Source organism: Mycobacterium montefiorense, assembly GCF_025823255.1.
Taxonomy (GTDB): Bacteria; Actinomycetota; Actinomycetes; order Mycobacteriales; family Mycobacteriaceae; genus Mycobacterium; species Mycobacterium montefiorense.
Window position 1 is genome coordinate 515,090 of sequence record NZ_JACKVL010000012.1, and the last position, 20,468, is coordinate 535,557.

Here is a 20,468-nt window from a genome sequence, read left to right on the forward strand (position 1 = left end):
CCGCGGTGACCTAAGCTGGCGTGGCTCCCAACGGTAGTTGGACTTTGGCCCCCATCGTCTAGTGGCCTAGGACGCCGCCCTTTCACGGCGGTAGCACGGGTTCGAATCCCGTTGGGGGTACGCGCAGCGGCGGCAACGTCGGAGCGAGCAGTAGAGCAAGGCCCTGTGGCGCAGTTGGTTAGCGCGCCGCCCTGTCACGGCGGAGGTCGCGGGTTCGAGTCCCGTCAGGGTCGCCAAAACGGCGAGGCACATATTGCCTTCCGGCCAGGTAGCTCAGTCGGTACGAGCGTCCGCCTGAAAAGCGGAAGGTCGGCGGTTCGATCCCGCCCCTGGCCACCACGCTGAATTGCGCGCCTACTTCGGCGGGAAACCGCCGGTGGCAACCGGCCCCCAGCGGCGCGGCGTCACGCGAATCAAACACTTGCCTTGGTCCACCATGGCCCGGCGGTATTCCGCCCAGTCGGGGTGCTCGCCGGCGATCACCCGGTAGTAGTCGACCAGCAGTTCCACCGCGTCGGGCAGGTCGATTACCTCGGCCTCCCCATCGACTTGCACGTAGGCTCCGTTGAACTCATCGGAGAGAACCAGCACGCTCGCCGACGGGTTGCGGCGCAGATTCCCGCATTTGGCGCGTTGGGGATAGGTCGCGATCACTAGGCGGCCCTGCTCGTCCACGCCTCCGGTCACCGGCGAACTGTGCAGCGAACCGTCCGAACGAAAAGTGGTCAGCAGCATCTTGTGTCGCGGCCGGATGAACTCGAGAAGTTGGGAAAGACTGACCGTGTCCGCGGTCGCCGCTTTGGGAGCCATGAAATCCATGGTAGCGATCCGCGCAGTGGATCGATTAGGCGTTGTAGCGCAATGCCTTCTGGCACAACTAGATCGGCGTGATGATTTCTGATGTGTAGAAATCAATCGGTGTTTGCGAGTGCGCCGACGGACGGTCAACGAAAACCCAGACGCCGGTGGAATTCGCAGAGATTGCGCCTTCGAGCGTCATCGTGCCCGCACCGGTGCCGTCGGTATCGATACCGCCGGCGGTGACCCCGATATCTCCGGCCCCGCAGCCCGCGGAATTTCGGGGCGACTGAATCAGCCTGACGTTGTAGTGGGCTTGCGGTTCGGCCGCGATTAATTGCACCTGCGCGACCACCCTGTTGGATGCCGCCTTGCTAATGACGGCCTGGCCGCTGCCCTTACCCATGGTCGGCACATTTTCCGACCAGGTGAAGTCGCAGGCTCGAAACTTTGGAGTCAGCGGGACGACTGAGCCCGCGGAACTGGCATCTGCCGTGGCGACGCCCGTTGCGCCCCAGAATGTCGCCGTCGCAAGCATATTGGCGCCAACGAACAACAGCGCGATGATTCTTTGCATTTTTTCCTGACCCATTGTTTAGGCGAAAGCTAAGGCCGCGAACGTACCAAAGGTAGTGAACGTCGACGCCTATAATTGAGCCGACAGTTAGGCAAATCACATGTCCGGCAGGATGCAATCCAGCTCACACACGGCGTGGGTGCGAGCTTTTACTGATAATCAAATCATTGCCCAGGTCAACCGTTCACTCGGGCATTAGTCCTCGGCGGCAAGGCCTTTCACTTGTTGGTAGTAGATGACTTTGCCGCCGCCACCCCAATTGCCTTCGGGGATTTCGTGAATCAGCGTCCAGACGTGAAATGCCCGCGGACCCTTCGGCTCGATTTCGGCCGCGACACACACCGCGGTGTGCACATCGGCGGTGAGTTGTTCCTTATGGTCCTTGTCGAGTGCGCCCGCGAATACGGTCAGGTCGACTCGGAACCGGGGCTCGCCGGTGCCGCGGCCACCGACCGAGAGCTGGGCGGGCTCCATCGGATGCAGGTACACCAAGGTGTTGTCGCGCAGAAACGGTGTGTCAGGGGCACGTTCGGCGCGTAGCAGCGCGGTGACCAACTCGTCGGTGAGCCGGCGCAGCGCAGGCTCGTCGACGGAGTCACGCACGAACGTCAGGTCGATCATCGGCATTGCCAACCGCCTCCTTGCTCAGAGCTTCCGCAGGCCTCGCACGACCTTGACGTACGGCGTGGTCGTGGACGCGCTTTTGCGCATACTCGGTTGAATCGCACCGGCATTGCCCACCACGAGGTAGCGCAGCCCATGGTCGCGGAACTCCGCGATCTGTTCGATGACCTCATCGGGTGTGCCCACCGCGAACAATTCCTGGACCAGCGACCGCGGCACCTTCGCCGCGTAGGACAGCGCGGTCTGCTCGTCGATCAACTGTGGAATCAGGTCTTGGACTCCGGTGAAGTCTGCCCCCAGCGGATGCTGCGCGCCGTGGCGTTCCCAGTCTTTGGCGGGGGAGTTGAGGGTGAACACCTTGGCGATATCGGAATCGACGACCTCATCGATTTCGTCGCGGGACCGTCCGGTCACGATGAACCGAATGAGGGCTGGGGTGATGGCCTGTGGGTCGCGCCCGGCATCCGACGCCGCGGCGCGCACGATCTCGAGTTGCTCACCGTATTCGGTCGCGCGCGTGGTACCGGGAAACCAGCCGTCGGCGTATCTGCCGGTGGCGCGCATCATGCGAGGCCCGTGGGCGGCAATCCAGATCTCGGGCCACTTGCCCTGGTACGGCGGAAGCGCGAAAGTCGCGTTGTGCAAAGGGAAGAACGGCGAGTCGCGGGTGACCAATTCACCGCCGGAGTCCCAGAGCGCTCGGATGGTGGCCACCGCTTCCTCGAAGCGTGCCACTGGTTTCGACCAGTCGACGCCGTAGGGTGCGTTGCTTTCGCGCTCGCCTGTTCCGATGCCCAGCACCGCCCGGCCCTTGGTCAACAGGTGCAACGACGCCACGGCCTGCGCGGTGACGGCGGGGTTGCGGCGGCCGGTGTCGGTGACGGCGACGCCGAGTCGCATCCGGGCCTTGTTGCGCCCGGCGAGGTAGCCGAGCATCGTCCAGGGCTCCAGGTGCGCGTCCATCTTCGGGATGACGCGAGCGGCGCCGACGTGCTTGGGCTTCCACATCGACGGCGGCAGCACCGAATTCAGATGGTCGGCGACCCAGAACGAGTCGGCTCCGCATGCTAGTCCGGTCAGGTAATCGGCATGGATCAAAGGCTTTGGGCCGAAACGCGAATTGATCGTGTTGTGCATGACACCCACGCCGAACTTCGCCATCGCCACAGCTCCTCCGAGCCGTCGACCACAGGCTAGCCGATCGGCGATCCAGGACGATAAGTGATCGGCGGCGGTTCATCAATGGCTGCCGCGTCGCCCGGTGGCGGCGTTGTCTCAGTCGTCGTGGGGCTTCAGCACCGCCTGGCTGACGGTGTGGCAAAGCCATTCTTCGGCTTTGGCATAGCTCCATCCGTTGTCGTCGACGAGGGTGAAAAACCCGGCATAGCCGAGGTAGAACCACATAATGTCGAGCGCCGCCGCGGCGTCCATGCCGTCGCGCAGGCCGCCCAATTCGGCGATGCGCCGGGCGGCGATCCCATTGCCTTCCCGGTAACGGCGCGTGCCCAGGGCGAGCCCCTCGGCAGCGGTGCTGTCGTGCGGGGCGGCGGCGATGACGACACGCATGATGTCGCCATAGTCCTGCCGCATCTGCCTGGTCAGCGCGGTGAGGTAGCGCAGAATCTCCGCGGGGTCGTCGAGGCCCGCGATGTGTTCGGCCGCCACCGCGACCACCGGCGCGGCCGACCACACGTCGATCAGCGTGCGCAGGAGCCCCTGCTTGCCGCCGTTGACGGCATACACGGTGGCCGGGGAAACCCTTGCCTCGGCCGCGATTTCGTTGACAGTGGTGGCGAAGTAACCCTTGTCGCGAAACAGGCGACGGGCGGCGTCGACGGCTGCTTGGCGGGTCGCTTCGGCGTACTCCGCTCGTCGGCTGACGACCCGGCTCGACGTCGCTGTGGCCTTGCGATCCGTCACGTTCAGTGGCCCCTTCGTTGGAGTTGCACTCCAGTGAGACTAGCACTAACCTGGCTAATTAGAGTCACACTCTAATATTTGAAGTAGTGCTCCAACCTGCGGTTGGGCGAGGAAAGGAAGCCCCATGTCGACATGCCCTTCGACGACTGCGGCTGCAGCGGCCGTCGCCGACGAACTCAATCGCCGGCTCCCCGGCGATCGCCTGCTAACCGGTCCCGCCTACGACCAGAGCTGCCGGATCTGGAACGGCGCCATCGATCACGTGCCCGCATTGATAGTGCGTCCGCGCACCCGCGCCGAGGTGCAAATCGCAGTCCTTGCGGCGCGGCAGCACAATCTGCCGTTGTCGGTCCGCGGTGGCGGACACGACTGGGCAGGCCGGGCGCTGCGCCACGGCGGGCTGGTCATCGACCTGTCCGCGATGGCGCACGTCATCGTGGACTCGCAAAGCCGGGTCGCGACCTTGCAGGGCGGCGCCACCGCCGGCGACGTGATCAGCGCGGCGGCGCCTGATGGATTGACCGCCGCGGCGGGCACCGTCGGCGGAGTCGGCATGGCCGGATTGACCCTGGGCGGTGGTTACGGGCCGCTGCTGGGCCGTTACGGCCTGGCGCTTGACAACCTGCTCGGCGCCGAGGTGGTGCTCGCCGACGGCCGCGCGGTCACGGCCACGCCGTCGGAGGAGCCCGAGCTGTACTGGGCCCTGCGCGGCGGCGGTGGCAATTTCGGCGTAGTCACGTCGGTAAGCCTGCGGCTGCATCCAGTTCCCGAACTTCTGGCGGGCCTCATCGTGTATCCGTGGTCTGCCGCCGCCGGGGTGTGGGCGCGGTTGGACGATATCCTCGCCGAGGCGCCGGACGCGCTCACCGTGCAGACCGGCATCCTGCCCGGCCCCGACGGGGGTCCGACGGTCTTCTTGTCGCCGGTCTGGTGCGGCGAGCGGCCCGACGGCGAGCGCGCCATCGCGCCGCTGCGATCGCTGGGTACACCGCTGGCGACAAGCGTCGCACCGACCAGCTACCTGGCAAGGCTGCGGCAGTTCGACTCGTTTGTCACCGACGGGCGCCACTACGCAGCACGGACCCGAAACGTCAGCCACTTCACGCCGGAAGTCATCGCGGCGCTGATCGACGCGGGTCAACGTCAAACATCAAGGTACTCAGGCGTTGTAGTGCATCACTTTCACGGCGCCGCCACTCGGGTGCCCCTCGCGAGCACGGCGTTCGGCCTGCGCGTACCGCACCGCATGATCGAGATCGTGGCGGCCTGGGAGCCCGGCGATGACGCCGCCGCACACATCGGCTGGGCAGGTCGCCTCGACGCGGATCTGGCTCCGCACGCCCTGCCCGGGGGCTATCCGAACATGCTGGGGCCGGGCGAGCGCGAACAGATAGCACATGCCTACGGCAGCAACGCCGCGCGATTGTGCGCCGCAAAGGAGCAGTTCGACCCCGAGGGCGTGTTTTCGGCCATTGCCTTACCGGGCTAACCGGCGGTTAGCCGCGACAATGGCTGGATGCGTCGCATGTGCCTGGTTCTCCCGCTGCTGCTGGCTGCTTTCGTCGCGCTGTCCGAAGTGGCCGTCGCGCCGGCCAGTCCCGACGTGCCGCCCGTCAGCGACGCGGCGCGCGCGGCCGGATTCGTCGACATCCGCACCGTCGTTCCCGACGCGATCGTCGACCTGCGTTACGCGACGACCAACAACTTCACCGGCACGCAGCTGTATCCCTCCGACGCCCGGTGCCTGGTGCACCAATCCATGTCCCAAGGCCTCGCGAATGCCGCGTCGGCGCTGCGCGCGCAGGGGCACCTATTGGTGTTCTGGGATTGCTACCGGCCGCACGATATTCAGGTCAGGATGTTCAACGTCGTCCCCAATCCGGCCTGGGTGGCACGGCCCGGATCGTTTGCACACAGCCACGAGTCGGGGCGGTCGGTCGATGTCACGTTCACCAGCGTGCCCCCGCAGTGCCCGCCGGAAAGTCACGCGGGCGGGCTCTGCCTAGCCGACATGGGTACCGACTTCGACGATTTCTCCCCGCGCGCAACGGCATTCGCAACGCAAGGTGTCAGTGCCGATGCGCAGGCGAACCGGGCTCGGTTGCGCGACGCGATGAAGTACGGCGGATTGTCCCCGTATTCCGGTGAGTGGTGGCATTTCGACGGCCCCGGGGCCGGTGTCGACCGTCCGATTCTCAACGTCCCGGTCAACTAATATCTCATATAGTGAGACACTAGTTTCATATTGTGGCCAGACGCAAGTAGGCTCTGCGTCATGAGCGACGTCAAGTACACGCATGGACATCACGAGTCGGTGCTGCGCAGTCATCAGCGGCGCACCGCTGCGGACTCCGCGGGCTATCTACTGCCGTATCTGAAGCCGGGGTGCACGCTGCTCGACGTGGGGTGTGGTCCCGGGACGATCACCGTGGACCGAGCCGCCAGGGTCGCGCCCGGATCGGTCACGGCCATCGATCAGTTCGCCGATGTGCTCGACGTGGCACGCGAAGAGGCTCAGCAGCACAATCTGTCCAACGTCTCATTCGTGACCGCCGATGTGGAGCGGCTCGAGTTTCCCGACGACACCTTCGACGTCGTGCACGCACACCAGGTGCTGCAGCACGTCGCGAATCCGGTGCAGGCGCTGCGGGAAATGCGCCGAGTGTGTAAGCCCGGCGGAATCGTGGCGGCTCGCGACGCCGATTACGCGGGCTTCGTCTGGCATCCACACGTTGCGGCACTGGACTTTTGGCGTGACATCTACCAACAGGCCGCGCGCTCCAATGGCGGCGAACCGGACGCCGGCCGGCGGCTGCTGTCGTGGGCGCTGGAAGCGGGGTTCGACGACGTCACACCCACCGGAAGCCTCTGGTGTTATGCCACGCCCGAGACCCGTGAATGGTGGGGAGGCATGTGGGCCGACCGAATCCTGCATTCCGGGATCGCCCGCGACATTCTGCGGTTTGGCCTGGCCACCACCGTGCAGCTCGAGGAGATCTCGCAGGCATGGGGGCAGTGGGCCGCTGCGAAAGACGGTTGGCTAGCGATTCCGCACGGCGAAATCATCTGCCGCACATGATTTGACGCTTCAGTCCAAGAACAGGTCCGGAATCGGCTGATCTCCGCCGCCGTACCGGGACAGATCCGTGGCCCCGGCCGACTGCAGAACGTCGGCGTCGATGTGGCATTCACCGGTGGCTTCCCGGGCGGGCCGAGAGATGATTTCGACGGCGGCGTCGGCCATGATCTCGGGGTTGCGCGACGACTCGGCCAACCGGTCACCGTCGGCCATGTTCGCTACCGCGGCCGTAGCGATATAGGTCTGTGGCCATAGGCAATTCACGCCGATCCCGTCGTCGGCGAATTCTGCGGCCCAGCCCAGCGACAGCAGCGTCATCCCATACTTGGACAGCGTGTAGGCCGGGTGGGCGCCCAGCCAGCGCGGGTTCATATTCACCGGCGGCGAGATGGTGAGCACGTGCGGGTTGGCCGATTTCTTTAAGTGCGGCACACACGCCTTGGTCAGCAGGAACGTGCCGCGCAGGTTGACCTCCTGCATCAGGTCGTACTTCTTGGCCGCCAGCACGGCCGTCGGTTCCACCGCGATCGCGCTGGCGTTGTTGACGCAGACGTCGATCCGGCCGAACCGCTGCATCGCGGCGTCGACCACCCGCTGCATGTCCTCTTCGCGGCGCACGTCGCCGACGACCGCCAGCGCCTTGCCGCCGGCGGCTTCGACCTCGGCGGCCGCGGTGTGCACCGTTCCGGGCAGTCGGGGATGCGGGGTGTCGGTCTTGGCCAGCAGCACCACGTTGGCGCCGTGGCGGGCGGCGCCGAGTCCGATCGCGAGTCCGATGCCCCGGCTGCCGCCGGAGATCACGACCGTGCGGTCGGCGAGCTTGTTGACGGCCATTGGAGTCTCCTTTGTCCAGACCAGTCACATGTTTAGCCTGGTCAACCACGTGGTATTGGCATTCTCTTTTTTTGCAAGTACGTTATTCATCGATGGATAATACGGCCCACACTCCCTCCGGTATCCCGCTGCAGCCCGTATACGGGCCGGCAGATAGGAGCGCGGAGCCTCCGGCGCCCGGGGAGTTCCCCTTCACGCGGGGCAACTTCGCATCCGGCTATCGCGGCAAGCTGTGGACGTTCCGGCAGTACTCCGGCTTCGGCACCGCCGAGGAATCCAACCGCCGCTACCGGTACCTGCTCGACCAGGGTGGAACAGGGCTGTCAGTCGCGCTCGACCTGCCCACCCAGTGCGGGTACGACTCCGACGATCCGGAGTTCGGCGAGGAGGTCGGCCGGGTCGGTGTCGCGGTCGACACCCTGGCCGACTTCGAGATCTTGTTCGACGGCATTCCGCTGGACAAGCTCAGCACCAGCATGACGATCAACGGAACGGCGGCGATCCTGCTGGCGTTCTACGTCGCCGCCGCCGAGAAGAAAGGCATACCGCGGGCGAAGCTCACCGGAACCATCCAGAACGACATCCTCAAGGAGTACGCCTCGCGCGGCACCTGGATCTGGCCGCCGGAGCCGTCGCTGCGATTGATCGCCGACACCATCGAGTTCTGCGCGGCCGAAGTGCCGAAGTTCAACGCTATTTCGGTGGCCGGTGCGCATTTCCGCGATGCAGGAGCCAACGCGGTACAGGAGATGGCGTTCACCCTGGCCGACGGGGTGACCTATTGCGACACCGTGGTGGAGCGCGGCCGCATGACGATCGACCAATTCGCACCGCAGATCTCCTTCTTCTTCTACACGCACGGAGACTTCTTCGAGGAGATCGCCAAATACCGTGCGGGGCGCCGGCGTTGGGCGACCATCGTGCAGGAGCGCTACGGGGCGACGACGGCCAAGGCGGCAATGTTTCGCTTTGGCTGTGTCTGTGGCGGCGCATCGCTGTACGCGCCGCAGGCCCATAACAACATCGTCCGGGTGGCCTACGAGGCGATGGCCGCGGTGCTGGGCGGTGTCCAGTCGATGTTCACCGCGGCCTGGGACGAGCCGTTCGCCCTGCCCACCGAGGAAACCACCACGCTGGCGCTGCGCACCCAGCAGATCCTGGCGCACGAAACCGGCGTGGGCAGCGTCGCCGACCCGCTGGGCGGATCGTATTTCGTCGAGGCGCTCACCGACGCCACCGAGGCTCGCATCATCGAGATCATGTCCGACCTCGACCGGCACGGCGGAATGGTCCATGCCATCGAGGACGGCTACTTGCAGGGTTTGATCGCCGACGAAGCCTTCAAGATGCATCAGGACGTCGAAGCCGGCAGCCGACCGGTCGTCGGGGTCAACCGGTTCGTGACCGAGGAGCCGGCACACGACGTCGTCAGCTACGAGCTCGACGCCGAGGGACGCGACCTGCAGCTCAAGCGATTGTCCAAGGTAAAGGCCGAAAGAGATTCGGCTGCAGTGCAATCCTGCCTTGCGGCACTGTCGCGCTCTGCCGAGGGAGACGACAACCTGATGCACAAGCTGATCGACTGCGCCAACGCCTACTGCACGGTAGGGGAAATGGCCTCCGCACTCAAAGCAGTGTGGGGCGAATTCCAGCAACCGGTGGTGTTCTAAATGGCGGTGCGAGTTCTGGTGGCCAAACCCGGCCTCGACGGACACGACCGCGGCGCCAAGATCGTCGCACGCACGTTGCGCGACGCCGGATTCGAGGTCATCTACACCGGCATCCGGCAGCGCATCGAGGACATCGCCTCCATCGCGGTCCAGGAAGACGTCGCCGTCGTCGGCCTGAGCATCCTGTCTGGCGCGCATCTGGCGCTCACCGCCCGGACCGTCGAAGCGTTGCGCGCCGCCGACGCCGCGGACATCGCCGTCGTCGTCGGTGGAACCATCCCGCACGCCGACGTGTCCAAACTGCTCTCCGCCGGTGCCGCTGCGGTATTCCCCACCGGGACACCGCTGGACAACCTGGTGCGCGAAATCCGCGCACTCACCGGCACGGAGGAAGTTGAACCGATGCAACCCGCCACGGAGGAACCATGCGCGTCGGAGTGATGATCGGCGCCGAGCGTGGCGATATGGCCCGCAAGGTGGACAAACTGGCCTCCGATATCAAATGGGCCGAAGCTGCGGGCCTGGACACCGCGTGGATGCCGCAGGTGCCCAACGACTTCGACTGCCTGACCATGGTGTCGTTGATGGCCGCGCACAGCTCGCGCATCGAGCTGGGGACCGCGGTGGTGCCGTTGCAGGCTCAGCATCCGATCGCCCTTGCCCGCCAAGCACTCTCGGCGCATGCGGTGGCCGCCGGGCGGTTGGCGCTGGGCGTTGGGCCGTCACACCATTGGATCATCCGGGACATGCTCGGCTTGCCATACGAGAAGCCTGCCGCTTACACCCGTGACTACCTGAAGGTGCTCAACAGCGCGATTGCCGGTCCGGGGTCGGTTGACGTCGAGAACGATTCGTTCACGGTGCATAACCCGATGGCGATCGGCGCCGATACCCCGATGCCGGTGCTGATCGCGGCGCTGGGACCGATGATGCTGCAGATTGCCGGTGAACTCGCCGACGGCACGGTGTTGTGGATGGCTGACGAGCGCGCGATCGGCGATCATATCGCGCCGAAGATCACCAAGGCCGCCGCGGATGCCGGTCGGCCTGCGCCGCGGATCGTCGCGGGTATACCGGTATGCCTTTGTGCGCCTGCACAAGTCGATGCAGCCAAGGAGCGGGCCAACCGTATCTTGGGTGAGGCCGAGGTGTCGCCCAACTACCAGCGCTTGCTCGACCGTGGGGATGCGCGCGACGTCGGCGATCTGTGTGCGGCCGGCGACTCGGAACAGATTCTGTCGCGATTCCGCTCTTTCGCCGACGCCGGCGTGACCGACCTGTCGGTGCGCCTGCTGCCCATCGGGGAAAACCGGGATGAACTGATCGCCTCCAAGCGCCGGACGCGTGAGATGATCGCAGCGCTCGCAACGGAACTGCGGTGACTTCCCTGGGGCCGCTCGCGGGAATACGGATCCTTGAGGTCGGCACTATGCTGGCCGGACCTTATGCCACGATGCTGCTCGCCGATCTTGGTGCCGAGGTCACCAAGATCGAACCCCGCGGAGGCGAGATCTCGCGCGGTGTCGGGCCCCCTTATTTCGCCAGCCTCAACCGAAACAAGTCCAGCATCTGCCTAGACCTGAATTCCGATGCGGGACAGCAGCGCCTGGGCGAGCTGGTATCGGAAAACCATGCGTTGCTGGTGAACCTGAAACCGTCGGCCATCCGTCGTCTGGGGCTCACCTACGACCAGTTGCGGCGGCACAACGAACGGATCGTCTGCGTCGCAATCACCGGCTTCGGCCTGCACGGCGGCGACGACCCGGCGTTCGACTATGTGGTTCAGGCCGGCTACGGTATCGCCGCTCTGACCGGCGATCCGGACGGCCCGCCGACGCTGCCGGGCTACTCGTCAGCCGACAACTCCACCGGAATGACCGCGGCACTGGGACTTTTAGCCAAGGTCGTTTCGGGAACCGGCGGGCAAGTCGATGTGTCGCTGCGCGACGTCATGCTCTCGCAGCTGAACTATCACGCGTCGGCCTACCTGAACAGCGGCGTCGAGCCACAGCGCAGACCGAACGGTGCACACTCGTATTACGTTCCAGCCCAGCTTTTTCCGACCTCCGATGGATATCTGGCGCTGTTCATCACCCACGATGGATTCTGGAAATCCTTCGCCACCGAAGCGGGTATCGGCGGCTTCGACACCATGGCCGAGCGGGTGGCCCGCCGCGACGAGGTGCTCGCCGTCGTCACCGCGATGCTGGCGACCGACACCGCGGCGAGCTGGGAACGACGGCTGTGCCCCCTGGGCGTGCCCGCCGCGGCGGTGCGGACGTTGCCCGAGGCCCTCAAAGCAACGCCGGAAGTGATTGTCACGGCCGGCGATTTCCGCCTAGTCGGCTCTCCGATCCACGTCTCCGGATATCAGCCCGAGTACCGACCGCCCCCGGATCTGCCGCACGCCTAGCCCCCATTGCCGCCGAGTGTGACGGTGCAGTCACATTCGGCCGCCAACGTGACTGCACCGTCACGTTCGGCGTCAGGCGGCCGCTACCGCACTGCGGCGGCTTGCTTCTGCTGGTAGAGCTGTGGCCACTCGGCACGCGGCCGGATGGATACATCCACGTCAGTCGCGTTGGCACGCAGGGCTTTAACGGTTGCTTGCTCACGCGGTGTGCGTGCGAACGGATCCCAGCCGAAGAATCGGCAGGCGTTGCCCCAGGTGATCTTGTTGATGTCGGAGTCGTCGGCGCCGGCGCCGTTCAGCTCGGCCAGCACCTGCTCGGGCGCGTCGGGCCAGAAGCAGTCCGAGTGCGGGTAGTCGCACTCCCAGGCGATGATGTCGATGCCGATCTCGTGGCGCAGCTTCAACGAAGTCTTGTCGGTGACGTAGCAGGCCAGCGAGTGCTCGCGGAAGACGTCGCTGGGCAGCTTGTCGCCGAAGTCGCGGCGCAGCCACTTCTGGTTCGTGTAGTGGCGGTCGCTGCGGTCCAGGTAGAACGGAATCCAGCCGATGCCGCCTTCGGAGAAGGCGAACTTCAGATCGGGGTAGCTGCGCATCGCGGGGCCCCACAGCAGATCCTGCGCACACATTGCCGACACCTGTGTCGCCAGAATGATCATGTTGTCGATCGGTGCGTTGGGGGCCATGCTGATCGCGCCGAATCCGGTGCCGATGTGCAGACACATCACCACGTTCTCTTCGGACAGGGTGCGGAATACCGGGCCCCAGTAGTCGTCGTCGTGGTAGCTCGGAAGTCCTTCCAGGTGAGGTAGTTCCGGCATGGTGACCGCCCGGCAGCCCTTGGCGGCTACCCGGCGGATCTCGGCGCTCATGGCCTCCGGATTCCACGTCGGCAGAATGGCGATGGGGATGAACCGGTCTGGGTAGGAACCGGCCCACTCGTCGATGTGCCAGTCGTTGTAGGCCGACACCATCACCAGCGTCGCCTCCTCGCGGTGCATATTGAGGTGACGAGCCGAGAACCCGGTGAACGTCGGGAAGCACATCGACGCGAGGATGCCGTTGCGGTCCATATCGCGAACGCGTTCGTGAACGTCGTAGACGCCAGGCCGCATTTCGGCGAAACCGGCGGGATCGCGGCCCCATTCCTCGGCCGGCCACGACACCACGGCGTTCAGTCCACTCACGCCCTGCGGCCTGCCCTGGTACATCCACTGGTCGACGCCCTTGTCGTCAACCACGACGATCGGGGCCTCGGGCTTGTACTTGGCGGGCACGTGACGCAGGAACATGTCCGGCGGCTCGACCACGTGGTCGTCAATGCTTACCAGGATCAGGTCGTCGACATCCATCAAGCTTTCCTCTCCCACACAGCGGCGCAGCCGAATTCGGCTACCCGTCGCACTCGGTCGTCGTTTCCAGCAGTCGGGGGATCGGCGCGGGATCCAGCAGCAATGCATCGGACATGGTCAGCTGGCCGGCGTTGGCGATCATGTTGTCCAGCACGGCCTGCAGGTTGTCGCCTTCGATTTCGTAGATGGCGACGTATGGCCCCTCGCCGTTGACCGGACGCAGCCGTCGCGCCGAGACGAATCCGTCGAGGGCCACAAGTTCAGGCAAATGGACTTCGTCGTACCAGGTGTTGTACTCCTGGTCGCGTTCGGGCGAACTGGGCCGACTCTCCACGAGGATGATGCCCTTGGCCATCTTGGACATTTGGAGCCACCTCTTTCGTGACTATTCGTAGCGCACCGTGACGGAATCCGTATCGGGTACGCCCTGGCACGTCAGAATGTAGCCGTCTTCCACTTCGTCGTCGTCGAGAGCGTCGTTAATTCGCATCGTCGCGTGCCCGCTCTCAAGGCGGGCCATGCACGTGCCACAGTTGCCGGCCTCGCAGTTGAACGGCGGATCCAGCCCCGCCCGGCGGGCACACTCCAGGAGCGTCTCGCCGGCAACCAGGGGCACCGTTGCCTTCTTGCGGTCCAGGTAAATCGTCACCGTGCCGGGTTCGGCACCGTTTGATGTGGGATCTGCCACCCTTGGAGTCTCCTCGATTGTCGCGGTGACCGCCGCGCGCTGGTCCCATCGTGGGCGCCCCGCCCGTACTTGCGTTCTTCAGTATAGAGAATACTCTTCTCACTAAGCGATAGCATCTTCTCTACTGCGCCGATGTCGGGTCAGCCTGGCCTGCGGGGAAGGACAGGACGTGACCGAGCCGGCTGCGCTCGTGTTCGAGGAACGGCAATTCAGCCTGCCTCAGCTCGACACGCTAGCCAACAGTCTGGCCGCGGCCCTGCGCAAAAGCGGCGTCGTCGCGGGCCAGCGGGTTGCCATCATGTCCTCCAACCGTCCGGAGTTCGTCGCCGTCCTGCTGGGTATCTGGCGCCTCGGTGCCACGGCAGTGCTGATCAGCCCCGCCTGGAAGCACGACGAGGTCGACCACGCGCTGGCGCTGACCAGCGCCAGCCACGCGGTCGGGGACCATCCGGTGCTGGCCGGGCTGATGCCGATGCTGCACCTCGACGACCCGGTCGCTCCCGTGGAGCAGATTCCGATGTCGCGGTTGCCGCGCGCCGATGCGGTGCTGGTGTTCAGCTCGGGCACCACCGGTTTACCGAAGGCCGTCCGGCACACCCACGCCGCCCTGGCCGATGCCGTGCGGCACTGGCGCGGCGCGCTGCAACTCACCCGGCGAGACCGGATTCAGGTCGCCACTCCGCCGTCGCACATCCTGGGCCTGCTCAACATCGTGACGGCGCTGCGCACCGGCGCCCGGCTGCGGCTACATCCACGCTTCGACATCGACCGGATGCTGCATCACATCGAAAAAGACCGCATCACAATCGAAATGGCGGTCGCACCCATCGCGATGGCTATCGCCGCACACCCGACGCTGGAGTCATACGATCTGTCGTCGCTGCGCTTCATCATGTGGGGAGCGACGCCGGTCAGCGCCAGCGTCGCCGAGACCGTCACCCGGCGCACCGGCGTCGGCTGGGTTCCGGCCTACGGCACCACGGAACTGCCTGTGATCGCCTGCAATCCGCCGGACAAGCCGCGGCTCGATACTGTTGGGCGCCCGGTGCCGGGGGTCCAGCTGCGGGTCATCTCGCTGCAGACCGGCCGGCCGGTCGGCCCGGGGGAGGTCGGCGAGATCCAGGCACGGTCGACCTCGCTGATGGCCGGTTATCTCCCGGCCGAGGCGACCGGTGAGGCGATGTGCGACGGCTGGTATCGCACCGGTGACGTCGGGTGCCTCGACGCCGACAATTGGCTGCGGATCACCGACCGCCTCAAAGAGATGATCAAGGTGCGCGGGTTTCAAGTCGCGCCAGCCGAAATCGAGACGGTGTTGCACGGTCATCCTGCCGTCAAAGACTGTGCTGTGTTTGGAGTTCCGGACGGGATCAACGGTGAAGCCGTCGTTGCCGCGGTCGCCACTGAGGCTCCCGGCGATATGGAAGCGGTCGCCGCCGACCTCACCGCCCGGGTGGACGAGAGGCTGGCCTCCTACAAACACCTGAGCCGGGTCGTGTTCGTGTCTGATATTCCTCGCCTGCCGTCGGGCAAGGTGGTGCGCCGAGTGCTGAAGGAGCGCTATGGATGTACGTCTGACAGCTGAACAGCAACAGTTGCGTGATGCCGCTGCGAAGCTGGCCGATGATCTGGGTCCAGCCACGGTTGCGGACCTCGCCGACGACAGTCGAATCGCACGTCTGGACAAGCAGATTGCGGCGACGGGCTTCAGGTCGCTGCGCTCGGACGGGGCATCCGGCGTCGAAGTCGCGATCGTCGCCGAGGAATTCGGCCGCCGGCTTGTCGATACGCCGTTCCTCGGCCCGGTGCTGGCCGACGACCTGGCACACCGCGTCGGTGCCGATGCCGACGCGGCGACGGTTGCTGTGGATGACCGCGCGGTCGACGCGCGCGGTGCCCGGCGTGCCTTGTCGCTGTCCGGCAACACGGCGCTGGCCACGGAGCTGGGGGCCGTGCGCGACGGTGCCGACTTAACCAGAGCCGAAGCCGAATTGGGGGGATCTCCTGAGACACTCGGAGAGCTGCCCGACGAGGCGGCGGCCCGGTGGTACGCGCTGGCGCTGGTCACCACATCGGCGGACCTGGTCGGAATCGCCCGGGGCGCACAGGCCGTCGCCTGCGACTACGCGAAGATCCGCGAGCAGTACGGCAAGCAGATCGGTTCGTATCAAGCCATCGCTCACCTGCTGGCCGAAAGCCTTGCCCTGATTGAAGGTTCGGTCAGCGTGCTGCGGCATGCCGCGTGGGGTGTCGACGAACTTGAAGCCGCGCACGCCATCCGAGCCGCCCAAATCGCCAAGGTCTACTGCGCACGTGCCACCCGAACCGTGTGCGAGACCTCGGTTCAGGTACACGGCGGTATCGGCAATACCTGGGAGTGCATCGCGCATGTCTACTTGCGCCGCGCCCTGACATCGACAGAGCTGTGGCCCGTCACGTTGAAGGAGATCGATCTTGGACTTTCGTGACTCACCTGACGAGGCGGCGTTCCGGGAGCGGCTGCGCACCTGGCTTTCGGAGCATGCCAAGGAATTCTCCGGCTCCGGCGACGAGTACTGGGCGCGCATGGCCGACTGGCATCGAGCCCTGTACGAGAACGGCTTTTCCGGCTTGTCCTGGCCACGCGATTGGGGTGGCCAGGACCTGGCGCCGGTGTACGACGTCATCGTCGACGAGGAGCTGGTACGCGCCGGCGCCCCGCCGCGCCCCAGCGTCGGCTATCTGGTGTACGGCATCGGCGCGCATGGCGGCGACGAGCTCCGGAAACGCTTCCTGCCCGGCATTATCAACGGCACCGAACGCTGGTGCCAGGGCTTCAGCGAACCAGGTGCCGGCTCGGATCTGGCGTCGCTGACCACCACCGCCACCCGGGACGGCGACAACTACGTCGTGCACGGACACAAGATCTGGACCAGCTACTCCGACGTCGCCGATTACTGTCTGCTGCTGGCCCGCACCGATCCCGATGCCAAGCGGCATCGTGGCCTGTCGGCATTCGTGCTCGACATGAAACAGACTGGGGTGCAACAACATCCGCTACAGATGATGAACGGCGTCACCAATGAATTCGGCCAAGTATTCTTCGACGGCGCCACGGTGCCGGCCGACCGGATGGTGGGTGCACCCGGTGACGGTTGGGCCGTGGCGATGACCGTCGTCGGACACGAACGCGAGCCCTCCACCCTCGGCTACGCCGCGCGATACGGCAAGCTTGTCCGAGAACTGTTGGCACGCAACGACGGCGAGGTGTCCGAAGATCTGGCCTGGGCCGCGGTTCAGTCGGACATGCTGACGCATCACGTGCGTCGGCGGTTGTCCGAACAGCTGGATGGGGTGTCGCACGGGTCGGAAGGCTCGCTGGACAAGTTGCTGATGACCTGGGTCGAACAATCGGTGGGGCACGCCGCATTGGCGGTCACCGGGACCCGTGATCCAGATCTGCTCAGCGCCTACCTGTACAGCCGTGCGCAGAGCGTCATGGGTGGGACATCACAGATACAGAAGAACATCATCGCTTCGCGAATCCTGGGATTGGGAGTCTGACGTGTACGACATGCCTGCTGAAATCGACGTGCGTGCCGACGGTGCACTACGGATCATCACGCTGAACCGGCCGGATTCGCTGAACTCGGTCAACGACGATCTGCACTCCGGGTTGGCACGGATCTGGCAGCGGTTGACCGATGATCCCACCGCCCGCGCGGCGGTGATCACCGGTGCCGGCAGAGCATTCTCGGCCGGCGGCGATTTCGGCTATCTCGAGGAACTTGCGAACGACGCCGACCTGCGGGCCAAGACCATCCGGGATGGGCGCGAGATCGTGCTGGGCATGGCGCGGTGCCGAATTCCGGTGGTAGCAGCCGTGAATGGCCCCGCGGTCGGTCTGGGCTGCAGCCTGGTTGCGCTGAGCGACATCGTCTACATCGCCGAAGACGCCTACCTAGCCGATCCGCATGTACAGGTGGGCTTGGTGGCCGCCGACGGCGGGCCGCTGACCTGGCCGCTGCACATCAGCCTGCTGCTGGCCAAGGAATACGCGCTGACCGGTGCCCGGATCAAAGCCCCTCGCGCCGTCGAACTGGGACTGGCCAACCACGTGGCGGCCCACCCCGTGGCCGAGGCAATCGCCTGCGCCAAAAGGATTTTGGAGCTACCTCAGCAGGCTGTCGAGAGCACCAAGCGGGTGCTCAACATTCATCTCGAGCGCGCGGTACTCGCCAGCCTCGACTACGCCCTCTCGGCCGAGAGTCAGTCGTTTATGACCGAGGACTTCCGGGCCAACGTCGCCAAGTTCAACGCGTCGAAGAACTGAGCCGCACTCGCGGCCCAGTTCTTCGACGGGGAGTGACTAGCTCTTTGCCGCGGCCTTCTCGCGGGCCTCGGCTGTCTTCGCGGCACCGCGCGCTGCCTCGGCCTGAGCCTCTTTTTTGGCCACATCGCGTTGTGCCTTCGCCTTGTCCTGCTGGGCGCGGCCTTCCTTGCGGAGACTCTCGTGATTGATCAGGATGCCGACGATCTCTTTGGTCTTCCCGATCGCGTCCTCGATGACGCCCTTGATGCCTTCCACGAGTCCATTGTCGCGCTCACTCATGCTGGAACTCCTATCGTGAAGTTGTCGGTCCTTTGACCCGTACCCAACGAGTCCGGCGCAGCAACGTCTAAACCGATGACACCGGTGTGGGGTCGGTCACTGTGGGCGTCTGCCTGCACCGCTGCGGCCGTGTGACTGGCCGTGACTCCCCGGCGCTCGGCGTGTCGGGTGGGTGTGTCGCGGCAGCCGCGACGATCGCCGGGTGAAATCCAGGAAGTTCAGCCGTCGTCGTGGTGCCGCAAGAAGTCCCGCATCACGTCGTCGAAGCGCTGCGGCTCCTCGATGAAAGGCATGTGCGAACTCGACTCGAACAACTCGAACCGCGAGTCCGCGATCCGCTGATGCATTTCCCACATGTGCTCGTGGGCGCATTCGTCGTACCTGCCCGCGATCACGAGGGTGGGCAGTGCGATCTCGCTCAATCGGTCGAACACATCCCAGCTGCGAATGGTCCCGACGATGTGAAAGTCGCTGGGGCCGAACAACGTTTCGAAACTCTCGGCTCCCATGCGCATGAATGCCTCCTCGAGATCGCGCGGCCACGGGCGTACCCGGCACAGATACGTCTCGTTCCAGGTGCGGATCGCGTCGTGGTATTCGGGTGAGTACGTCGTACCGGCGGCTTCATGGCGGTCAATGGCGGACTGGGTGGCCGGGTCGAGATCGCGCTTCAGCCGTTCCACCATGCCGGCAAACGCGGGTATGGACGCGATGCTGTTGGAGATGGTCACGCTGGCCGCGGTCGACGGGATGTCGAGTACGTACTGCTGCGCCAGCATGCCACCCCACGAGTTGCCGAACAGATGGAAGCGCTGTAAGCCAAGAGCCTGAATGACGGTGTCCATTTCGGCGACCGAACGCTGGATCGTCCAAAGGTCAGGGTTCGACGGGCACTCGGAATTTCCGCAGCCAAGCTGATCCCAGAAGATGACTTCGCGCTCGTTGGCCAAACGTTCAAGCGAAAGCAAGTAGTTGTGCGGTACGCCGGGCCCGCCGTGAATGGCAAGCAGCGGACGACCAGGCCCACCGCCGACGCGCTTGAACCAAACATTCCCGCCCGGGACCGCGATGGTCCCCTCCGACTGAGTCATGGCTGGTCGCCGCCTCCTACCTCTGATGAGCAGTGGCACGAAATCGTAGTCGGTGAGTCCGGCGTTGAGCCGGGCGGCGGCGGATCATCTTGCAACTGAGACTCTCGAAATGAGAGAATAGTGTTCTCATGAACGTGGGGCAGACTCTCGACGTTTCGCACCGCGCTGGCTGAACTGGAGAAACCCGTGCCTGAAGCTGTCATCGTGTCCGCGCTGCGCGCACCCCGATCGGCACCGCCCGGAAGGGAACGCTGCGCGACACCAGCGCGTTCGACCTCGCACACCACGTCGTTTCCGAGGCGGCCACAGACCTGGATCCGGCGCAGGTCGACGACGTGATCCTGGGTGAGGGGCTCTACGGCGGGGCTGTCCCACGTACCCGGTCTGGCCAACAATCGGCATTGCGCGGCCGGGCAGGCGGCGGTGCAGAGCGCGGCGGCCAGCGTGCGCGCCGCGCTGGCCACCGTACGGTCCTGGGCGTCGGTCGGCGTCGACCCGGCGATCACCGGTCTGGCGCCCGTCGATGCGATACCGAAAGCCCTTGTCCGTGCCGGTATTTCGATCTCCGATGTGGACCTGTTCGAAATCAACGAGGCGTTCGCGGCGATGTGCGTGGCGACCATCAAGATGCTCGAACTCGATCCCGAGAAGGTGAACGTCAGCGGTAGCGGCTGCGGTCTCGGACATCCGGTGGCGGCCACCGGAGCCAGGATGCTGGTCACCCTGGTGCACGAACTGCGGCGGCGTGGCGGCGGAATCGGTGTCGCCGCCATGTGTGCCGGCGGCGGCATGGGTTCCGCAACGGTCATCGAGGTCCCGGCTCCATAATGTGTC

At 65.3% G+C, this 20,468-nt stretch carries 22 protein-coding genes, 3 tRNA genes and 1 pseudogene; 15 read left to right on the forward strand and 11 right to left on the reverse strand.

What is annotated here, in order from left to right:
* The first annotated feature begins 47 nt into the window (after positions 1–47).
* The 3 genes from H7K34_RS12160 (at position 48) to H7K34_RS12170 (ending at position 339) form a co-directional block, all read left to right on the forward strand.
* Positions 48–120 (forward strand) — tRNA-Glu (locus H7K34_RS12160).
* Positions 121–159: 39 nt separating this feature from the next.
* A tRNA-Asp gene (locus H7K34_RS12165) sits at positions 160–236 on the forward strand.
* Positions 237–262: 26 nt separating this feature from the next.
* A tRNA-Phe gene (locus tag H7K34_RS12170) sits at positions 263–339 on the forward strand.
* A gap of 15 nt (positions 340–354) precedes the next feature.
* Here the strand turns inward: H7K34_RS12170 and H7K34_RS12175 are convergent.
* The 5 genes from H7K34_RS12175 to H7K34_RS12195 form a co-directional block, all read right to left on the reverse strand.
* Positions 355–810, reverse strand: a complete 456-nt coding sequence (locus tag H7K34_RS12175) for a PPOX class F420-dependent oxidoreductase (protein WP_264062168.1) — start codon at positions 808–810, stop codon at positions 355–357.
* A 67-nt stretch (positions 811–877) separates the two neighbouring features.
* Positions 878–1,375, reverse strand: coding sequence for a hypothetical protein (locus H7K34_RS12180; protein WP_264062169.1), 498 nt, complete (start codon positions 1,373–1,375; stop codon positions 878–880).
* Between the two features lie 195 nt (positions 1,376–1,570).
* Positions 1,571–2,002 carry a tautomerase family protein gene (locus H7K34_RS12185; RefSeq protein ID WP_264062170.1) on the reverse strand — a complete coding sequence of 144 codons (432 nt, stop codon included), beginning with the start codon at positions 2,000–2,002 and terminating at the stop codon, positions 1,571–1,573.
* Positions 2,003–2,020: 18 nt separating this feature from the next.
* Positions 2,021–3,160, reverse strand: coding sequence for an LLM class flavin-dependent oxidoreductase (locus H7K34_RS12190; protein ID WP_372510745.1), 1,140 nt, complete (start codon positions 3,158–3,160; stop codon positions 2,021–2,023).
* A gap of 114 nt (positions 3,161–3,274) precedes the next feature.
* On the reverse strand, positions 3,275–3,919 hold the full coding sequence (locus H7K34_RS12195) for a TetR/AcrR family transcriptional regulator (protein ID WP_264062171.1): 645 nt from the start codon (positions 3,917–3,919) through the stop codon (positions 3,275–3,277).
* Between the two features lie 124 nt (positions 3,920–4,043).
* On the opposite strand from H7K34_RS12195, the gene H7K34_RS12200 reads away from it, so the two are divergent.
* The 3 genes from H7K34_RS12200 to H7K34_RS12210 are packed head-to-tail and all read left to right on the forward strand — an operon-like array spanning position 4,044 to position 6,998.
* A complete protein-coding gene (locus H7K34_RS12200) occupies positions 4,044–5,408 on the forward strand; it encodes an FAD-binding oxidoreductase (protein ID WP_264062172.1) in 1,365 nt (454 codons plus the stop codon).
* A 36-nt stretch (positions 5,409–5,444) separates the two neighbouring features.
* The gene (locus tag H7K34_RS12205; RefSeq protein ID WP_372510767.1) at positions 5,445–6,134 is read left to right on the forward strand and encodes a M15 family metallopeptidase; all 690 of its coding nucleotides are present in this window, start codon (positions 5,445–5,447) and stop codon (positions 6,132–6,134) included.
* A 60-nt stretch (positions 6,135–6,194) separates the two neighbouring features.
* On the forward strand, positions 6,195–6,998 hold the full coding sequence (locus H7K34_RS12210; RefSeq protein ID WP_264062174.1) for a methyltransferase domain-containing protein: 804 nt from the start codon (positions 6,195–6,197) through the stop codon (positions 6,996–6,998).
* Between the two features lie 9 nt (positions 6,999–7,007).
* Here the strand turns inward: H7K34_RS12210 and H7K34_RS12215 are convergent, their stop codons facing one another.
* Complete coding sequence (locus tag H7K34_RS12215; RefSeq protein WP_264062175.1) at positions 7,008–7,832, reverse strand: SDR family oxidoreductase; 825 nt, start codon at positions 7,830–7,832, stop codon at positions 7,008–7,010.
* 92 nt (positions 7,833–7,924) lie between these two features.
* Here H7K34_RS12215 and H7K34_RS12220 point away from each other — a divergent pair, with 92 nt between their 5' ends.
* From H7K34_RS12220 to H7K34_RS12235, 4 genes are read left to right on the forward strand one after another with little or no spacing between them, the layout of a single operon-like run.
* Complete coding sequence (locus tag H7K34_RS12220) at positions 7,925–9,502, forward strand: methylmalonyl-CoA mutase family protein (protein WP_264062176.1); 1,578 nt, start codon at positions 7,925–7,927, stop codon at positions 9,500–9,502.
* On the forward strand, positions 9,503–9,943 hold the full coding sequence (locus H7K34_RS12225) for a cobalamin-dependent protein (RefSeq protein WP_108925719.1): 441 nt from the start codon (positions 9,503–9,505) through the stop codon (positions 9,941–9,943).
* Entirely contained in the window at positions 9,928–10,884 is a 957-nt protein-coding gene (locus tag H7K34_RS12230; protein ID WP_264062177.1) for an LLM class F420-dependent oxidoreductase, read from the forward strand. Before H7K34_RS12225 ends, H7K34_RS12230 begins: the two co-directional genes overlap by 16 nt.
* Entirely contained in the window at positions 10,881–11,915 is a 1,035-nt protein-coding gene (locus tag H7K34_RS12235; RefSeq protein WP_264062178.1) for a CaiB/BaiF CoA transferase family protein, read from the forward strand. Before H7K34_RS12230 ends, H7K34_RS12235 begins: the two co-directional genes overlap by 4 nt.
* An 83-nt stretch (positions 11,916–11,998) precedes the next feature.
* Here H7K34_RS12235 and H7K34_RS12240 read toward each other — a convergent pair whose 3' ends face one another.
* Genes H7K34_RS12240 through H7K34_RS12250 form a run of 3 tightly spaced genes read right to left on the reverse strand, consistent with a single transcriptional unit; the run spans position 11,999 to position 13,952 of the window.
* Positions 11,999–13,264 carry an amidohydrolase family protein gene (locus tag H7K34_RS12240; RefSeq protein ID WP_264062179.1) on the reverse strand — a complete coding sequence of 422 codons (1,266 nt, stop codon included), beginning with the start codon at positions 13,262–13,264 and terminating at the stop codon, positions 11,999–12,001.
* A gap of 40 nt (positions 13,265–13,304) precedes the next feature.
* Positions 13,305–13,619, reverse strand: coding sequence for a DUF4286 family protein (locus tag H7K34_RS12245; RefSeq protein WP_264062452.1), 315 nt, complete (start codon positions 13,617–13,619; stop codon positions 13,305–13,307).
* A gap of 30 nt (positions 13,620–13,649) precedes the next feature.
* Entirely contained in the window at positions 13,650–13,952 is a 303-nt protein-coding gene (locus H7K34_RS12250) for a 2Fe-2S iron-sulfur cluster-binding protein (protein ID WP_264062180.1), read from the reverse strand.
* A gap of 169 nt (positions 13,953–14,121) precedes the next feature.
* Between H7K34_RS12250 and H7K34_RS12255 the strand changes: the two genes are divergently transcribed.
* From H7K34_RS12255 to H7K34_RS12270, 4 genes are read left to right on the forward strand one after another with little or no spacing between them, the layout of a single operon-like run.
* The gene (locus tag H7K34_RS12255; RefSeq protein WP_264062182.1) at positions 14,122–15,537 is read left to right on the forward strand and encodes a class I adenylate-forming enzyme family protein; all 1,416 of its coding nucleotides are present in this window, start codon (positions 14,122–14,124) and stop codon (positions 15,535–15,537) included.
* A complete protein-coding gene (locus tag H7K34_RS12260; protein ID WP_264062183.1) occupies positions 15,515–16,420 on the forward strand; it encodes an acyl-CoA dehydrogenase family protein in 906 nt (301 codons plus the stop codon). Before H7K34_RS12255 ends, H7K34_RS12260 begins: the two co-directional genes overlap by 23 nt.
* Positions 16,407–17,495 carry an acyl-CoA dehydrogenase family protein gene (locus H7K34_RS12265; RefSeq protein WP_264062184.1) on the forward strand — a complete coding sequence of 363 codons (1,089 nt, stop codon included), beginning with the start codon at positions 16,407–16,409 and terminating at the stop codon, positions 17,493–17,495. The genes H7K34_RS12260 and H7K34_RS12265 overlap by 14 nt, the downstream gene beginning before the upstream one ends.
* A 1-nt stretch (position 17,496) precedes the next feature.
* Positions 17,497–18,264 (forward strand): enoyl-CoA hydratase/isomerase family protein, encoded by a 768-nt coding sequence (locus H7K34_RS12270; RefSeq protein WP_264062185.1) that lies wholly within the window; start codon positions 17,497–17,499, stop codon positions 18,262–18,264.
* A gap of 36 nt (positions 18,265–18,300) precedes the next feature.
* Here H7K34_RS12270 and mbp1 read toward each other — a convergent pair whose 3' ends face one another.
* Both mbp1 and H7K34_RS12280 read right to left on the reverse strand, forming a co-directional pair.
* Positions 18,301–18,543 (reverse strand): microaggregate-binding protein 1, encoded by a 243-nt coding sequence (gene mbp1, locus H7K34_RS12275; protein ID WP_108925728.1) that lies wholly within the window; start codon positions 18,541–18,543, stop codon positions 18,301–18,303.
* A 218-nt stretch (positions 18,544–18,761) separates the two neighbouring features.
* Positions 18,762–19,634: a proline iminopeptidase-family hydrolase gene (locus H7K34_RS12280; protein ID WP_264062186.1), complete on the reverse strand. Its 873-nt coding sequence runs from the start codon at positions 19,632–19,634 to the stop codon at positions 18,762–18,764.
* A 186-nt stretch (positions 19,635–19,820) separates the two neighbouring features.
* On the opposite strand from H7K34_RS12280, the pseudogene H7K34_RS12285 reads away from it, so the two are divergent.
* A pseudogene (locus H7K34_RS12285) lies at positions 19,821–20,462 on the forward strand (thiolase family protein).
* Positions 20,463–20,468 lie beyond the last annotated feature (6 nt).

Excerpts from the sequence above, each read along its gene's own strand:
- H7K34_RS12220 (WP_264062176.1), top strand. The coding sequence starts at position 7,925 with ATGGATAATACGGCCCACACTCCCTCCGGTATCCCGCTGCAGCCCGTA.
- H7K34_RS12180 (WP_264062169.1), bottom strand. The coding sequence starts at position 1,375 with ATGCAAAGAATCATCGCGCTGTTGTTCGTTGGCGCCAATATGCTTGCG.
- H7K34_RS12260 (WP_264062183.1), top strand. The coding sequence starts at position 15,515 with ATGGATGTACGTCTGACAGCTGAACAGCAACAGTTGCGTGATGCCGCT.
- H7K34_RS12200 (WP_264062172.1), top strand. The coding sequence starts at position 4,044 with ATGTCGACATGCCCTTCGACGACTGCGGCTGCAGCGGCCGTCGCCGAC.
- H7K34_RS12230 (WP_264062177.1), top strand. The coding sequence starts at position 9,928 with ATGCGCGTCGGAGTGATGATCGGCGCCGAGCGTGGCGATATGGCCCGC.
- H7K34_RS12210 (WP_264062174.1), top strand. The coding sequence starts at position 6,195 with ATGAGCGACGTCAAGTACACGCATGGACATCACGAGTCGGTGCTGCGC.
- H7K34_RS12190 (WP_372510745.1), bottom strand. The coding sequence starts at position 3,160 with ATGGCGAAGTTCGGCGTGGGTGTCATGCACAACACGATCAATTCGCGT.
- mbp1 (WP_108925728.1), bottom strand. The coding sequence starts at position 18,543 with ATGAGTGAGCGCGACAATGGACTCGTGGAAGGCATCAAGGGCGTCATC.
- H7K34_RS12240 (WP_264062179.1), bottom strand. The coding sequence starts at position 13,264 with ATGGATGTCGACGACCTGATCCTGGTAAGCATTGACGACCACGTGGTC.
- H7K34_RS12245 (WP_264062452.1), bottom strand. The coding sequence starts at position 13,619 with ATGGCCAAGGGCATCATCCTCGTGGAGAGTCGGCCCAGTTCGCCCGAA.
- H7K34_RS12215 (WP_264062175.1), bottom strand. The coding sequence starts at position 7,832 with ATGGCCGTCAACAAGCTCGCCGACCGCACGGTCGTGATCTCCGGCGGC.
- H7K34_RS12280 (WP_264062186.1), bottom strand. The coding sequence starts at position 19,634 with ATGACTCAGTCGGAGGGGACCATCGCGGTCCCGGGCGGGAATGTTTGG.
- H7K34_RS12205 (WP_372510767.1), top strand. The coding sequence starts at position 5,445 with ATGTGCCTGGTTCTCCCGCTGCTGCTGGCTGCTTTCGTCGCGCTGTCC.
- H7K34_RS12185 (WP_264062170.1), bottom strand. The coding sequence starts at position 2,002 with ATGCCGATGATCGACCTGACGTTCGTGCGTGACTCCGTCGACGAGCCT.
- H7K34_RS12225 (WP_108925719.1), top strand. The coding sequence starts at position 9,503 with ATGGCGGTGCGAGTTCTGGTGGCCAAACCCGGCCTCGACGGACACGAC.
- H7K34_RS12175 (WP_264062168.1), bottom strand. The coding sequence starts at position 810 with ATGGCTCCCAAAGCGGCGACCGCGGACACGGTCAGTCTTTCCCAACTT.